The organism is Microbacterium daqui, assembly GCF_050408675.1.
Classification (GTDB): domain Bacteria; phylum Actinomycetota; class Actinomycetes; order Actinomycetales; family Microbacteriaceae; genus Microbacterium.
This window is the reverse complement of the sequence record NZ_JBNTKF010000004.1, coordinates 1-14,334: the sequence shown is the minus strand read 5'-3', so window position 1 is coordinate 14,334 and position 14,334 is coordinate 1. Positions and strand designations below refer to the sequence as shown.

The window sequence follows — 14,334 nt, the reverse complement described above, 5'->3', positions numbered from 1 at the left end:
TTGAATTTCCTCGAACGTATTCCTTTATGGCGACGGATTGGTGAATTAAGCCCTCGTTCAGGGGTTCTCCGGCACAGAATCACGGGTTTCTCCGTGGTTTGAGGCTGCATCGCAGTAATTTGATGGGCGTGTCTGCGTAAGTACGTAAGTAAGTGTCCGTAAAATATCGCTCCACACCCGACTGGGTTCCCGAATCGTGCATTTTGAGCGTGCTCGCCTCCCGGTTGCGTACGGAGGTGACGCGCACGCACGAAAACGGGGCCCGCACCGCAGTGCGAACCCCGTTCGTGTGTCTCTATGAACTACGCGAGCAGTGCGCGCGCCTCTTCGACACCCGTGATCGTGCGGTTGGAGCGAACCTGTACGCGCCAGCCCTCGGCCGTGCGCACAAGCTCCCAGCGGTTTGCGCTGAGGCGGTCAACGACCCAGCGTTGGCCTTCGTGCATGACGACCATGGAGTAGTTCACCGCAGCCGCGGTGTCTCCCGTGATCTCGATGCGCGGTGGGCTGAGGAAGTGGCTGCAGCCGGCGTTGACGTAGCGCAAGTGGCCGGGGCGGTCGACGATATCAGCCAACTCGGCAAATGGAACCACCTCATCACCGATCACGTAGGTTCCGTCTGCGGTCCACAGCGCCTCGGTAGCGGCACCATCGCGACGATCAACGGCGGGGCCGTACGAGGCAATCAGGTCGGCAATCGCGAGGCGGTCTTCGGCCACCCGGAGGCGGGATTCGAGCTGTTCTAGTCGTTCTTCGACCGTGGCCATGCGTTCCTCCTTGAACTGTTTCGTTCACGCTATACCAAACGGGTGCTTGCTTGGTATACCGTGGCGGTCAACGAAACAGGAGGATCAATGAAGATCGATCGCATGGAACTGCTCGGCGTTGTCGTTAACGACCTGGACGAAGCCGTTGAACGCTACACCCGCCTCTTTGGCCTGGAGTTTCGCATCTTCACGCCGGGGGAGTCGTACCCGCTCGCCGACGCGATCGCGATCAACGATTCGGCCGCGCAGATTCCGGTGGGCGGCCGTATCGCGATGGATACCTCGGGCATGTTCGAGGTATCCATCGAACTGCCTGACGAACAGCCCGGGTTCGTTCGCTGAGGTCGCACCGAGCGGCCCGGTACCGGTCTAAACCCCCAAACGAAAGCGGCTCTCGGAACCATCTGCGTGGTTCCGAGAGCCGCTTGCTGTTGCGTTGTTAGCGCGTCGTTTCTTGCGCGATCAGGGCGACGAGGGCGTCGATGTCAGATTCACTCGTGTCGAAGCTGCACATGAGGCGCACTTCGCGGTTTGCGGCGTCCCAGTCGTAGAAGCGGAACGTCTCGCGCACGCGGTCGGCGACACCTTCGGGGAGCGTCGCGAACACGCCGTTGGACTCGGTCGCCTGCGTGAAGCCGACGCCGCGGATGGATCCATCGGCGACGCCCGCTTCGAGAGCCGAGCGCAAGCGCTGGGCCATCGCGTTGGCGTGCGACGCGTTGCGCAGCCACAGGTCACCCTCGAGGAGCGCGATCAGCTGTGCCGACACAAAGCGCATCTTCGACGACAGCTGCATGTTGAGCTTGCGGAGGTACTTGAGGCCGGTCGAGGCCTCAGGGTTCATGACCACAACGGCCTCGCCGAGCATCGCCCCATTCTTGGTGCCGCCGAAGCTCATCACGTCAACGCCGGCGTCGCGCGTGAACGCACGCATCGGGGCGCCGAGAGCGGCCGCTGCGTTTGCGAGGCGGGCGCCGTCCATGTGCACGGTCATGCCAAGGCTGTGCGCGTGATCGGTGATCGCGCGGATTTCGTCGATCGAGTAGAGGGTGCCCAGCTCGGTGGTCTGCGTGATCGACACCACGAGCGGCTGAGCACGGTGCTCATCGCCCCAGCCCCAGGCCTCTTTGTCGATGAGTTCAGGGGTGAGCTTGCCGTTTGGGGTGTCGACGGTGAGGAGCTTGATGCCACCCACGCGCTCGGGCGCACCGCCTTCGTCAACGTTGATGTGCGCGGTCGATGCGGCAATTACCGCACCCCATCGCGGAATCATCGACTGCAGGCCGACAACGTTCGCACCGGTGCCGTTGAACACCGGGAAGGCTTCGACGCCCTCACCGAGGTGCGAAACGAAGACCTCTTGAAGGCGTTCGCTGTACTGATCGTCGCCGTAAGCGATCTGGTGGCCACCATTGGCCGCCGCGATAGCCGCGAGCACCTCAGGGTGGATGCCGGAGTAGTTGTCAGAAGCGAAGCCGCGTACGTTTGCGTCGTGCAGAGAAGTCACCCGATTAGCCTATGACTTTTTCGCTGGATCCCTGACGGTCGCAAGCCGATGGTTCCGCTACCCGATGGGTGTCGTGGTGTCTGTGGCCGCGCGGAGCGGGCCGCGCATGAACGACCAGTGCTTCACCGGGAAGAGACGTACGAGCGCGTCGACGAGGTAGGCCTTGCGGCCAATCATCGTGCGGGCACGGCGTTTGAGCGTTGCGTTCAGGATGATGTTCGCGGCGACGTCGGGTTCGGTGTCGTACATGAGGGCTTGAGCGGTGGCGGCGCGTTCGGCGATGGCGGGGTCGAGCGCCGCGGCGTATCGACCGTGCAGAATGATGCCGGTTTTCACGCCGGCCGGGTAGATCGCGCCGACCGTGACGTTAGAGCCGGCGAGTTCGTGGCGCAGGGCTTCTGAGAAACCGCGTACGGCGAACTTGCTCATCGAATAGGGGATGCGGCCGCCTGGGGCGGCGAGCGCGTAGATGCTCGCGAGATGGGTGATGTGGGCTTGACTCGACGCTCGCAGTGCGGGCAGGAGCCCTTGCGTGATGTTGACGGTGCCCCAGAGGTTGACGTCCATCAGCCAACGCATTTCGGCCATCGTGAGTTGGTCGATTGAGCCCAGCATGGACGAGCCCGCGCACGTGATGAGCGTCTGCAGCGCGGTGTGCTGGGCGATGATGTCGGCGCAGGCCGCTGCGACCGCAGCGTCGTCGGCCAGATCAACAACGTGGGTCGTGACGGTGCTGTGCGAGGCGATGGACCGGAGCTCGGCGGCGATCGATTCGAGCGCCACGGCGTCACGGTCAATGAGAGCGAGATTCGCGCCCTGTTGCGCGAGTAGATGAGCAATCGCGGCACCCATACCGGCGGCGGCGCCGGTAATAGCTGTCGTGTTGCCGGCGACGTTGAGTCTGGGCATGTGTGGGGGAGTCCTTTCGCGGCATCATTGCGCGCAATCCTCATGGTGGCGCACGCTGACCGCGTTTTGTGCACGCCATGCCGGGCGGTTTTGTGCACGCCATGCCCGGACGGTGGGTTTTCGTGACCTCACGCACGCGTGCGACTACTCTCGATCATGAGGGAGGTTTTCAATGAGGAAAAAGCATGCCGATGCCATCGCTGAAGGTGTGGCGATTGCGCTCGCGGCAGCTCGACTGATTGTGAAGAATCACATCCTCGTTGACACCATTGCCGGTGGCGAGAACTTCGAGCCCGACGCGTTCGACGCTGTAGCTCGCGAAGCCATCGACACGCTCGCCAAGGAATCCGAGAAGGGCGCGCGCCGCCTGAAGAAGATGCAGCGGGCAGCGTTCGGCCGGTATTCGCTCTCCGATGGCACGCACGACTATCGTGATCGCGACGTGAAGAACCTTCGTCAGCGCCGCAAGCACTCCGAGCAGGTGGCGGCGCGCTTGCGTGCCATGGTTGATGACGAAGCTGCGGTGCGTGAGCTCGTTGAGTCCAGCCGTGAGGCCGCGTGGATCGACGTCGCTAACAACCTGCAGAACCGCTTGCGCGTCGAAGCGATGCGGCCCGACGCTGATCCCGACTACGAGCAGATGCGCGAAGCTCGCATGCAGGCTCTCGTCATGGTTGATTTGCAGAACCTCGAGGCGCAGGCGAAGAAAAAGAAGGACCACGCGAAGCAATAGGGCGCGGAACCAGGGGTTCTGTTGCGCGCATCGCGTCGGCTTCGCGAGTGCGGCGCGCCCGGGATCCCTCCGGGAAGGCGCCGATTCGCTCGTTCGACGAAGGTGTTGTAAGCTTATCTACGGCCAAGCGAAAGCAACGGCCGGGCGTTCGTAGCTCAATGGATAGAGCATCTGACTACGGATCAGAAGGTTGGGGGTTCGAGTCCCTTCGAGCGCACACTGTGTTGAGACAGTACAGAAAGCCTCTGCGAAAGCAGAGGCTTTCTTCGTTTCCGCAGGTGGTTCCTGTAAACCGGCCTTGCCTGCTAAGAACGGATGAGTATTTCAGTCGAGGCGGGAGAGGCATGACGATTATTTCGGGGCTCGAGATTTGGTGATCATCGACTCCTCGCGAGGTCGCCGTGATACTTGCAGCGGAGTTTGGTGCGACGGCTCAAGAGACAGAGCCCGCTGACTCGCCGCGAGGAGAAGAGTGGGCCTTCAGTCGAAACCTCGATTGGGACGTATGGGTGACGCGTAATACCTATTGGGAAAGCCCAGAAGACTGCGACTTGGATGTAACAATCTACCTCCGCACGATCATCGAGCGGACGGACGACGAATACCATTTGGAGCTCCAATCGATGACAGACAGGGCCTTCAATGTGTTGCGCGACCGTACAGATTTGAAGTTGCGCACGGCGCCCATCGATGACGAAAACATACGCACGCACCCTTAATAATTGAGCGCTATGGATCGCGAAACCGTCGCGGGATTGGCCCCTAGGAGGCACTCAGGTTTCCTGATGTGACTCGAAGATCTACGGTTCGCGCAAGTTCCTGCGATCGGTGACTTTGATACGGAGTCCGGATGAATTTTAGTCCGGACCTACACGGTAGTCTCACGGTATGAGGAGGGAAACGAGTCCAGCCACCCCAGTTCATGTTTTGCCGTGGTCCGCGCTGGGCGTTGCCGTAGCGATTAGTGCGTTGGGACTCCTTATGGCGTTGTCGTTCCATGCAAACACCGGGTCGGAAGGTGAAGCAATCGATCGTAGTCCGTCCTCGGCGAGTTCTTCGATGCGACAAAGCACCGATCCATCAGGTGACGACATCGTTGCTGGCCCGAAAGTGACGCCGAAACCCGCGGCTGTGACTCAACCACGTCCCGAACCATCCTCCAATGAGGTTGGAGTCATCGACAACGGTGTAGAACCCGTAGGCCCGCCAGTGGCTGCTTCTCCACAAACTGAGCAATCACCACCGCCGACGAATGTTTGCCCCGAGGGTACGGTCGACTGGGTGCTCGCGTCGGTGGCTTTCTCGGAAGCTTCCGAAAGTGTCTTCCGCAATCTGGGCGTCGGCAACCATTACGATTCGACCCTTACAATCGTCGTGACGAACTCGGCTACTCGGGCTATCTTCAGCGCCGGAATTGGAGTCACAGTCGATAACCCAGACGACTCACGTCAGAGTGTTTTCGCGCATTTCCCCGAATTTGTGCTGGAAGCAGGGGAAACCGTCACTTTTTCGGCTCGGGGAAGCAGCGCGATAGGAATCTCCGACACTCAAATACTGGGCGACGTCTGGGTTCCGCGGCCCGGCTTTGCAAGCTTCACTTGGGCTGGGGACACATGGTCCTGCCCTTCGTCCGGCGGGGTAATCCGGTACGAAGGGTGACCGCAGGTTGTGCTGCGGGTTCGCTAGTATCGGACCAATTGACTCAGGGAGGCCGTTGATGATCGACAGTGATGTGCTTCGGGACCCGAACGTTTCTGCGGATGCGCTCCGTGAGCTATCGGCCCACCCCTACCACCTTGTGCGCAAGAACGTGGCGTGGGCCACACAGACTCCGCCCGATGTGCTGGCCTTCCTCGCGCGAGACGCGGATTGGTCTGTGCGCGTGGCTGTCGCTGGTCGCGAGGACCTCCCACACGGAGTCCTTGTCCGCCTCGCGAAGGACAAGCAGGTCGACGTCCGGGCCGCAGTCGCGCGGAATCCGTCCGCGGGGCCGCGGCTACAGAAACGATTGGCGCGCGATCCAGAAGCCCAGGTGCGGTCAGATGTCGCTTCGAAGGCATCCCTGAATCCACGCATCCGAGAGCGTCTGGCGCGTAGCGCTAACGGGAAAGTGAGGAAAGGCGCCGCGCGAAACCCCTTGTTAGACAGCGACACCCAAGTTCTCTTCGTGCGGGACGAAGACGTGCGCGTGCGCCGTGGAGTAGCGGAAAACCCGAACCTCGACGCCGCGCTTCTGCGGCTTCTCGCGACCGACGAAGACCGTATGGTGCGGTTGTCCGTCGCGTCGAACCCGCAGACCCCCCAAGCCGTGCTCGGCGACCTGAGTCGTGACCCGGACAGATCTATCGCGGAAGAAGCGACAAGCCGCATCAGCTAATGACGCGTGCAGGGTAGCAACGGTCACAATCCCGATGCTTCCGACGAAGAACTTGCTGACCTGATTGAAGAAGCGCTCGACGAGGGGCGACTTCTCGTCGTCGACCGGGACGATAGTTTGTAGTGGTCGAATCAGGTTCCGCGGGGCGCTGCGGGGGCGCTGGCACAGGCGCGGGGGCGCTTCCCGGTAATCAAGACCTCGATGACGTTGTGGAAGATGCAGGTAAAAGTTGAAGACATTGGTGCTAACACGTGCAGCGGCCGCCTTCGCAGCAACCGTCTCGACGCTGTCGCTCGCAGGTTGTGCGCAGCCTGATCATGACGACGCCGTGGTCGACGGAATCACCGCCCTGAGAGACGCGGGAACGGCCGACAAGAACCTCGGCAGCATGACCACGTTCGAGTGGGACGAGGTGTATTTCTTCCCCGAGAACACGGCGGTCGATGACATTCAAGCGAAGACCGGTGTCGAACTGCCGGGCGGCCTCATTTCCGGCGACCACCTCTACAACTCGACGCTGGTGTTTCTGGGCGACGGGGTCGTTGTCGAGACGGTTCAGACCGCAGGCGCCCCGCTGGGCTTTGACTCGTCACGCACCTTCAAGCCGTACCCGTATCCGGGCGAACTCGAGGTTCGTGACGCAGCCGTGTACTTGGTGCCCGTGGGCTGACATTACGTTGAGGCAGATGCCTGTTCATGTGCCGCGCAACGGCGCGAGATAGCGCATCCGTGCGCAGCAATTTGAGCTGGGTCGTCCTGTCGATATCATCCAAGATGAGAGAGTTCTCATCTGGTTGAGGCTCTGTTGACCCGGGAGCTGTAATGACGCACGATCCGATGACCCCACTCACACCGCCGTCGGCGGTTCAGGCACCTGATGCCGATCCGACCCGATCCCTGTGGGGACCGCTGGCGCGACTGCCCCTGTGGGCTCGTGGTGCGATCGTAGCGGCGGTCGTCGTGCTCGCGATTCTGCTCTGGCAGCTCACAGCAACTTTCGCTGTCGTTGTATTGATCACCGCGATCGTTGCCGTGGCGAAGAACCGACCGACCTGGCTGAAGTTTGCGTCACCTCGGCAGGCCAAGGTTGCCATCGTCGTGGCAACCGTGGTCGCCTTTGCTTTCTCAAGCGTCGGTACTGCCGTGGCAGGGAGCACGAACTCGAGCAACAACTCTCCGGCCGGTTTCGTCGCGATGCCGAGCGAAACACCGTCGACAACGACTCAGCCGTCGCAGAGCGCTCAATCCGCCGCGAAGCCGTCGAAGGCACCTTCACCGCAACCCTCACCGACCCCTGTCATCGAAAAGAAGCAGGTGTCGGTTACGGAAGAAATTCCGTACGCGACCTCACAACAGGAAGATTGGAACCTGGAGAGCGGCCTCACGCAGGTTGCCGTTGCAGGCGTCGCCGGCACGCGCACCATCACCTACGAAGTCACGTACACGGATGGCGTCGAGACGGCTCGCGTCGAGGTCTCCAACCTCGTGACCACCGAGCCGATCCACGAGGTGGTATCGGTCGGCATGTACACGCCGCCCGCAGCCTTCGCTGGAAGCGCCGACAACGGGTGCAACCCCAACTATGCCGATGCTTGCGTACCGAACGACCCGGTCGACGTCGACTGCGCGTGGGGAACCGGCGACGGCCCGTCGTACTTCGACGGCGTGGCGCGCGTCGTCGGCAGCGATGTCTACGGTCTCGATCGCGACAAAGACGGCTACGCCTGCGAGCGCGACTAACTGCGGCGGACTTCCGGCCCGCGAACCGGGCGTGGTTCACCACCGTCAACGGCGGCCGATAGCACCTTCAGAATGCATCGCCACTCGCGAAATGCCGTGCTCATGTGCCTCACCAACAACACCAGTCACATGATCCGATGCATTTTGCAGGTGAAAGCCGCATCGGGCGCGGGGTAATAGCCCGCGAAACTACTTGACGGCGACGACCGTCAGTTCCATACCCATGGCGCGGTGGTTGCCGACGGAGCACCAGCCGTCCATGTCATCACCGATGACACCGACCTCGACAACCGTGCTCTTGCCGGGCGCAATGTCTCCCGAGTCGGCACCGTTCGCAAACTTGAGGTCGTGCATCACGGTTCCGGTGTTCTCAAACGTGACGACCAGCTCGTTGCCAACCGGAACCTCAATCACGTCAGGCACATACGACATGCCCGAAACCGTCACGGTCACTTCGGTGGTCTCACCCGTCGGTTCAACGGCCGGGCCGCTCGCCGCACACCCCGTCAGCAGAATCAGCGTCGCGGCAATCGCTCCGAGCTTGATGAGGGGTTTGCGAAGGGACACCGGTTTCTCCTGACGTCTTGAGCTTTGGGCGGTCAATTCATCCTCTCTCACTATGTGCGACCGGCCTAAACCGCCCCGCCTCGCCACACCCCGTGAATGGCCCACAGGCGCCCCGACCGACCTAGGCTTGAGGTGTGACTGCGTACGTCTCTGCTTTTGACCTGTTCTCCATCGGTGTAGGCCCGTCAAGCTCCCACACCGTGGGGCCGATTCGCGCTGCCGTGGACTTCGTGGAGCGGTTGCAGAATGACGGAACCATTGCTCGCGTCACGCGGGTCGCTTGCGTTCTCTACGGATCACTGGGAGCAACCGGCATCGGCCACGGCACACCCGATGCGGTTGTCGCGGGCCTGCGCGGGCAGCATCCCGAAACCGTTGACCCGGCGGCCGTGCGAAACGCGTGGACCAACTATGTCGAAGGCGAGCCGCTGACACTTGCGGGCACGCACGATATCGCGTTCGCGAAGGCCGACATCACGTTTGAGCCGCGCACGCGCTTGCCCGGCCACCCCAACGCGATGACGCTGTGGGCCTATGACGGTGACGCGATCGTCGCTGAAGAGACCTATTACTCGGTCGGTGGCGGCTTCATTCGCCGCGATGGTCAGGCCGAGAGCCTCGGCACGCGTTCCTTCCCCTACGCCTACCGCGATGCTGAAACGCTGCTCGCGCTGTGCGACGAACACAACCTCACGATCGCTGAAATCGCTCGCCGCAACGAAGAGTCGCTGCGCAGCGAAGCAGACGTCGCGGCCGGCCTCGACGCGATCTGGAACGCGATGGCGGGCTGCGTTGACGCCGGTCTTCACACACCGGGCGTGCTGCCCGGCATTCTCGGGGTGAAGCGTCGTGCCGACACAATCCGCGAACAGCTCGAGCACTCTGAATCTGACGGCCACCGTGAACTCCCCGGCGAATGGCTCGGCGCCTTCGCCCTCGCCGTCAACGAAGAAAACGCCGCCGGTGGCCGCGTTGTCACCGCCCCGACGAACGGTGCCGCGGGCATCCTTCCCGCCGTTGCTATGTACTGGTGGCGCTTCCTCGCCGACTCCGGCCTCGGCCAGGGCAACGCCGTCACGCCGCACGGTGAGCTCGTCGGCAGCGCCCTGCTGGGCTTCACCTCAGAACCCCAAACTCCAAATCCCGACAACCTCACCGACGAAGAACTTGCCGAGGCCAACCGCCGCCGCGGCATCCGCCGTTTCCTCCTGACCGCTACCGCACTCGGCTCGCTGTTCAAGGCAAATGCCTCCATCTCGGGAGCCGAGGGCGGCTGCCAAGCCGAGGTTGGTTCCGCCTGCGCGATGGCAGCCGGCGGACTCACCGCCGTCATGGGCGGCACGAACCGCCAGATCGAAAATGCCGCTGAAATCGCGATGGAGCACCACCTCGGCCTGACATGCGACCCGGTCGGCGGCCTCGTGCAGATCCCGTGCATTGAACGCAACGCGATCGCGGCTTCCACCGCCGTCACCGCCGCCCGCCTCGCCCTGCGCGGCGACGGCACGCACTACGTTTCGCTCGACCAGGTTGTCGAAACCATGCGTCAGACCGGCATCGACATGTCGACGAAGTACAAAGAGACGAGCGAAGGCGGCCTCGCCGTCAACGTCATCGAGTGCTGACCGCGCGTCACCCTTGACGCAACGCCGTCACGGGAGGATATTCGTCGCATGACGAGCACACCGGCGGTGACTGTCAGCGGCCTCCACGTAAAACGTGGCAGCCAATCCATCTTTCGCGGCTTCGATCTGGAGATCGGTGAGGGCAAACTCGTTGGTCTCCTCGGGCCGTCCGGCTGCGGCAAGACGACGCTCATGAGATGCATCGTCGGCGCGCAGCGAATTAACTCGGGGGATGTGACGGTGCTGGGGTTGCCGGGCGGAACCAGTGGGTTGCGCAAGCGGGTGTCGTACTCCACGCAGTCGGCGGCCGTGTACGACGACCTCACCGTGCGGCAGAACCTCGACTATTTCGGCCGGGTGCTTGGTGGAACGCGCGCCGACACCGATCGGGCGCTCGCAGCGGTCGGCCTTGAGCCTCAGGCCAAACAGCGCGTCGCAACACTGAGCGGTGGCCAGCGCGGGCGCGTTTCGCTCGCCGTCGCGATGCTTGCCGACCCCGAACTCCTCGTGCTCGATGAGCCTGGCGGTCGGCCTTGACCCGCTGTTGCGCGAAGGCATTTGGACCGTCCTTCGCGAACTCGCCGACGCGGGCAAGACGGTGCTCGTCTCCAGCCACGTGATGCGACGCCAAGCAGTCGCGTTGGTATGGTGCAAGGGTTGCGCATGATCGCGACGGTGCTGGTGCCGATGCTGATTGGCCCGTTCATCGGTGCCGCTGTCATCATCGGTGCGAACGCAACCTACGAAGAGCTGGGCATGGTGCGCCAGGTGCCGACCGCGTGGATGTTCCTCGTGGCGGCGGGTATCGCCGTACTCGTTGTGATTCCGTGGGTGTGGCTCCGGTCGCTCCCGGCCGAATCTGACGCAGCGCACGCGCCCGACGCGGCACCCGAACCTCACGCAGCGCACGCGACTGACGCCGATCACCCCGATACTCCCGCGGCGCCCGGACGCCGCGAAACCCCCGAACCCACGGAGCCCACCGCATGACTTTGACGACGCCCTGGAGCGCCGCCGCCCGCGAGGGCACCCCGCTGCCCGAATACCCACGCCCGCAACTGGTGCGCGAGGGGTGGTCGAACCTCAATGGCACGTGGCAGTGTGCATTTACGAGCTTCCCTTCGCCCGATCCGCTCGACGTAGCCGACCCGGAACATCCGCCCACCTTCGATCGCGAGATTCTGGTTCCGTTCTCCCCAGAGATGCCGCTCAGTGGCGCCTTTCGCACCCTGGCCGAAGACGAAGTGCTCTGGTACCGACGCGAGTTCACCGCCCCAGCGGGTGTCGGTGGCCGCGTGCTCCTGCACTTCGGTGCGGTCGACCAGTCGTGCCGCGTTGCTATCAACGGCGTCGAGATCGGCGGTAACACCGGCGGATTCTTGCCGTTCACGCTCGACATCACCGACGCGCTCGGCGACCGCGAAACGCACGAGATCGTCGTCGCCGTGCGCGACGTCACCGACAAGTCGTGGCTGTCACGCGGCAAACAGTCATCGAAGCCGGGCGGCATTTGGTACACGCCGCAGTCGGGCATTTGGCAGACAGTCTGGCTCGAGCGTGTGCCCGCCGTCGCCATCGACCGACTGATTCTCACACCGGTGCTCTCTTCGCGCGAGGTTGAGGTGACGGTGGTGAGTCATGCGGCGGCAGACGGAACCATGGTTGCCGTTGAGATTTTGGTGCACGGCGAGCGGCACGGGTTTGCGGAGATCGAGCCGAACATTCCGACGCGGGTGCGGCTGGATGAGCCGGTGCGCACGTGGACGCCGGAAGACCCGTTCTTGTACGACGTCACCGTGAGTCTCGGTGAAGACCGCGTGACGAGCTACGTTGGCATGCGTTCGTTTGGCATGGGCAAGAGCCCCGTTGGGCACGCGTGTCTGACGCTCAACGGGTCGCCCTACTTGCCGGTCGGTCTCCTTGACCAGGGGTACTGGCCCGACGGCGGGCTGACGGCTCCGAGCGATGAAGCACTCATCTTTGACATCGAGCTCGCCAAACGCATGGGATTCACGATGCTGCGCAAGCACATCAAGATCGAACCGCTGCGCTGGTACTACCACTGCGATCGCCTCGGCATGCTGGTGTGGCAAGACCACGTCAACGGTGGCGAGCAGTACCGCGCGCCGATCGTCACGATGCCGGCGATCGTGTCGCCGACGATCAGCGACCGCGCGTACGGACTCTTCGCCCGCAGCGACGAGGCTGGGCGCGCGATGAGCGAGGCTGAGCTCGTCGACATGATTGAGCACTTGAGATCGGTGACGAGCATTTCGATGTGGGTGCCCTTCAACGAAGGGTGGGGCCAGTTCGATGCGGCGCGCATCGCGGAGGTCGTGAAGGCTGTCGACCCGACGCGCGGCGTTGACCACGCGAGTGGATGGCACGATCAGGGCGCGGGCGACCTGGTGAGCAAACACATCTACTTCCGGCCGGTGAAGATTCGCCGTGCTTGGAAGCGCGATGACCGCGTGATCGCGCTGACCGAATACGGCGGCTACAGCCACGCGATTAAGCGGCACACGTGGGGCGCGAAGCCGATGGGCTACAAGAAATTCACATCGGCTGGCGACCTACTGAATGGGTTCATGCGCTTGCACGTGGAGGAGATTGCCCCCGCGATTGCCGATGGCCTCGCCGCCACTGTCTACACCCAGTTGAGCGACGTCGAGAACGAGGTCAACGGTATGGTGACGTACGACCGTGAGGTCGTGAAGTTTGATGAATCGGCCGTGCGCGCGATTAATGATCAGCTGCGGCGCGTGTTCGCTGGCAAGAGCAACAGCAGCACCGGAAAGGACCGAGACGATGATTCTGCGTGAACTCACCGCACCCGTCAGCCTCACGAACGAACAGGGTCTGCTGAACCCGGAGAGTGTGGGCTGGGCGCGTCAGCCGCTCGTCACGACCGCCGGCATCAACGGCCGCACCGCATGGGGCCGCAACAAGCGGTGGGAGTACTGGAACGTCATCACGCCCACGCACATCCTCGCGCTCACGGTCTCGAGCCTCGACTACGCCACCGTCAACGATGTGTGGGTTTTCGACCGCGCCACAAGCGACGTCGTGCACCTCGGCAAGACGAATCTGGGTTCCGGCTCGGTCGTGCTCCCCGCGACGCTCGGCGACGGCCCGGCGCGCGCGAAGAGCGGCACCCTCGAGATCGACATCGTCGAGGAGGCGGGCGGAACCAGGTTGAAGGCGTCGATTCCGGGTGCGTCATTCGACGTGTTTGCTGAGCGCCCCGAGGGGCACGAGTCTCTCGCGGTTGTAGTGCCGTGGAGCACGAAGCGGTTTCAATACACCGTGAAAGATGTCGCACGCCCGGCATCCGGGTCGGTCACGATTCACGGCCGCACCTACCCGGTGCCGGCGGGGCAGTCGTGGGCGGTCCTCGATCACGGCCGCGGCCGCTGGCCGTACGACATCGCATGGAACTGGGGTGCGGGCTCCGGAACCATGAACGGGCGGGTTATCGGGCTGCAGGTTGGCGACCGCTGGACCGACGGCACCGGGTCGACGGAGAACTCCGTGCTCGTTGGGACGACGCTGTACAAGATTCACGAAAAGCTGCAGTGGAGCTACGACCTCGACAACTGGGCAGACCCGTGGCGCATCATCGGCGGTGGCCTCGACGCGACACTGCGACCGTTCTACAACAAAGAATCGTCGATGAACCTCGGCGTGCTCAGCAACCGCACCGACCAGTGCTTCGGCTACTGGAGCGGAACCTTTGACACCGGGTCAGAGGTCGTCGAGTTCGAGAACATCATTGGGTTCGCGGAAGACGTGCACAACCGCTGGTGAGGGCGTTGGCGCTCGGTGCGGCGACGTATGCTCAGCGACGCGCTGCGCCGTTGGGTGATCTCTTCAACGTGCGCTCGCGGCGTGGGCTGAGGCACGGCCAGGGAGCGCTCGCGGGCTAGGTGGGCGCTCTCGGGCTAGGTGAGCGCTGCGGCTTTGTGGCGCGTGGGCGCTGTGGTGCTAGGGCGTGTTGATCAAGAGGTTCCGCTCCTCGGTGGGTGAGTCTTGAACGGTGACGCGACAGGAGATCTCTGACGAGGTGTGGGCCGTGATGGAGCCGTTGATGCCGACGGTGACCGGTCGGT

The 14,334-nt window shown here is 63.1% G+C and carries 15 protein-coding genes and 1 tRNA gene; 12 read left to right on the top strand and 4 right to left on the bottom strand.

Features of this window, described 5'->3' with window-relative positions:
* Positions 1-302 precede the first annotated feature (302 nt).
* Positions 303-767 carry a nuclear transport factor 2 family protein gene (locus ACQUSY_RS03490; RefSeq protein WP_428903127.1) on the bottom strand — a complete coding sequence of 155 codons (465 nt, stop codon included), beginning with the start codon at positions 765-767 and terminating at the stop codon, positions 303-305.
* Between the two features lie 87 nt (positions 768-854).
* Between ACQUSY_RS03490 and ACQUSY_RS03485 the strand changes: the two genes are divergently transcribed.
* Positions 855-1,109: a hypothetical protein gene (locus ACQUSY_RS03485; RefSeq protein WP_428903126.1), complete on the top strand. Its 255-nt coding sequence runs from the start codon at positions 855-857 to the stop codon at positions 1,107-1,109.
* A 97-nt stretch (positions 1,110-1,206) separates the two neighbouring features.
* Here ACQUSY_RS03485 and ACQUSY_RS03480 read toward each other — a convergent pair whose 3' ends face one another.
* Entirely contained in the window at positions 1,207-2,274 is a 1,068-nt protein-coding gene (locus tag ACQUSY_RS03480; protein ID WP_428903125.1) for a threonine aldolase family protein, read from the bottom strand.
* A 57-nt stretch (positions 2,275-2,331) separates the two neighbouring features.
* Complete coding sequence (locus ACQUSY_RS03475) at positions 2,332-3,183, bottom strand: SDR family NAD(P)-dependent oxidoreductase (protein ID WP_428903124.1); 852 nt, start codon at positions 3,181-3,183, stop codon at positions 2,332-2,334.
* A gap of 172 nt (positions 3,184-3,355) precedes the next feature.
* Here ACQUSY_RS03475 and ACQUSY_RS03470 point away from each other — a divergent pair, with 172 nt between their 5' ends.
* From ACQUSY_RS03470 to ACQUSY_RS03450, 5 genes are all read left to right on the top strand, one after another.
* Entirely contained in the window at positions 3,356-3,916 is a 561-nt protein-coding gene (locus ACQUSY_RS03470; RefSeq protein WP_428903123.1) for an asparagine synthase, read from the top strand.
* A gap of 144 nt (positions 3,917-4,060) precedes the next feature.
* Positions 4,061-4,133, top strand: a tRNA-Arg gene (locus tag ACQUSY_RS03465).
* Between the two features lie 1,500 nt (positions 4,134-5,633).
* Positions 5,634-6,293 carry a hypothetical protein gene (locus ACQUSY_RS03460; RefSeq protein ID WP_428903122.1) on the top strand — a complete coding sequence of 220 codons (660 nt, stop codon included), beginning with the start codon at positions 5,634-5,636 and terminating at the stop codon, positions 6,291-6,293.
* A gap of 241 nt (positions 6,294-6,534) precedes the next feature.
* Complete coding sequence (locus ACQUSY_RS03455) at positions 6,535-6,963, top strand: hypothetical protein (RefSeq protein WP_428903121.1); 429 nt, start codon at positions 6,535-6,537, stop codon at positions 6,961-6,963.
* Positions 6,964-7,115: 152 nt separating this feature from the next.
* Positions 7,116-8,033, top strand: coding sequence for a G5 domain-containing protein (locus ACQUSY_RS03450; RefSeq protein WP_428903120.1), 918 nt, complete (start codon positions 7,116-7,118; stop codon positions 8,031-8,033).
* 189 nt (positions 8,034-8,222) lie between these two features.
* Here ACQUSY_RS03450 and ACQUSY_RS03445 read toward each other — a convergent pair whose 3' ends face one another.
* The gene (locus tag ACQUSY_RS03445; RefSeq protein WP_428903119.1) at positions 8,223-8,600 is read right to left on the bottom strand and encodes a cupredoxin domain-containing protein; all 378 of its coding nucleotides are present in this window, start codon (positions 8,598-8,600) and stop codon (positions 8,223-8,225) included.
* Between the two features lie 134 nt (positions 8,601-8,734).
* On the opposite strand from ACQUSY_RS03445, the gene ACQUSY_RS03440 reads away from it, so the two are divergent.
* From ACQUSY_RS03440 to ACQUSY_RS03415, 6 genes are read left to right on the top strand one after another with little or no spacing between them, the layout of a single operon-like run.
* Positions 8,735-10,225: an L-serine ammonia-lyase, iron-sulfur-dependent, subunit alpha gene (locus ACQUSY_RS03440; protein WP_428903118.1), complete on the top strand. Its 1,491-nt coding sequence runs from the start codon at positions 8,735-8,737 to the stop codon at positions 10,223-10,225.
* 48 nt (positions 10,226-10,273) lie between these two features.
* Positions 10,274-10,762: an ATP-binding cassette domain-containing protein gene (locus tag ACQUSY_RS03435; protein ID WP_428903117.1), complete on the top strand. Its 489-nt coding sequence runs from the start codon at positions 10,274-10,276 to the stop codon at positions 10,760-10,762.
* Entirely contained in the window at positions 10,740-10,892 is a 153-nt protein-coding gene (locus tag ACQUSY_RS03430; protein WP_428903116.1) for a hypothetical protein, read from the top strand. Before ACQUSY_RS03435 ends, ACQUSY_RS03430 begins: the two co-directional genes overlap by 23 nt.
* Positions 10,889-11,215, top strand: coding sequence for a hypothetical protein (locus ACQUSY_RS03425; protein ID WP_428903115.1), 327 nt, complete (start codon positions 10,889-10,891; stop codon positions 11,213-11,215). The genes ACQUSY_RS03430 and ACQUSY_RS03425 overlap by 4 nt, the downstream gene beginning before the upstream one ends.
* Positions 11,212-13,047, top strand: a complete 1,836-nt coding sequence (locus ACQUSY_RS03420) for a glycoside hydrolase family 2 protein (RefSeq protein WP_428903114.1) — start codon at positions 11,212-11,214, stop codon at positions 13,045-13,047. Before ACQUSY_RS03425 ends, ACQUSY_RS03420 begins: the two co-directional genes overlap by 4 nt.
* Positions 13,034-14,032, top strand: a complete 999-nt coding sequence (locus ACQUSY_RS03415; protein WP_428903113.1) for a DUF2804 domain-containing protein — start codon at positions 13,034-13,036, stop codon at positions 14,030-14,032. Before ACQUSY_RS03420 ends, ACQUSY_RS03415 begins: the two co-directional genes overlap by 14 nt.
* Positions 14,033-14,334 lie beyond the last annotated feature (302 nt).

What these genes read in the sequence shown, in the direction of transcription:
- ACQUSY_RS03450 (WP_428903120.1), top strand. Translation starts at nt 7,116, where the DNA reads ATGACGCACGATCCGATGACCCCACTCACACCGCCGTCGGCGGTTCAG.
- ACQUSY_RS03435 (WP_428903117.1), top strand. Translation starts at nt 10,274, where the DNA reads ATGACGAGCACACCGGCGGTGACTGTCAGCGGCCTCCACGTAAAACGT.
- ACQUSY_RS03460 (WP_428903122.1), top strand. Translation starts at nt 5,634, where the DNA reads ATGATCGACAGTGATGTGCTTCGGGACCCGAACGTTTCTGCGGATGCG.
- ACQUSY_RS03415 (WP_428903113.1), top strand. Translation starts at nt 13,034, where the DNA reads ATGATTCTGCGTGAACTCACCGCACCCGTCAGCCTCACGAACGAACAG.
- ACQUSY_RS03475 (WP_428903124.1), bottom strand. Translation starts at nt 3,183, where the DNA reads ATGCCCAGACTCAACGTCGCCGGCAACACGACAGCTATTACCGGCGCC.
- ACQUSY_RS03485 (WP_428903126.1), top strand. Translation starts at nt 855, where the DNA reads ATGAAGATCGATCGCATGGAACTGCTCGGCGTTGTCGTTAACGACCTG.
- ACQUSY_RS03470 (WP_428903123.1), top strand. Translation starts at nt 3,356, where the DNA reads ATGAGGAAAAAGCATGCCGATGCCATCGCTGAAGGTGTGGCGATTGCG.
- ACQUSY_RS03490 (WP_428903127.1), bottom strand. Translation starts at nt 767, where the DNA reads ATGGCCACGGTCGAAGAACGACTAGAACAGCTCGAATCCCGCCTCCGG.
- ACQUSY_RS03430 (WP_428903116.1), top strand. Translation starts at nt 10,740, where the DNA reads ATGAGCCTGGCGGTCGGCCTTGACCCGCTGTTGCGCGAAGGCATTTGG.
- ACQUSY_RS03425 (WP_428903115.1), top strand. Translation starts at nt 10,889, where the DNA reads ATGATCGCGACGGTGCTGGTGCCGATGCTGATTGGCCCGTTCATCGGT.
- ACQUSY_RS03420 (WP_428903114.1), top strand. Translation starts at nt 11,212, where the DNA reads ATGACTTTGACGACGCCCTGGAGCGCCGCCGCCCGCGAGGGCACCCCG.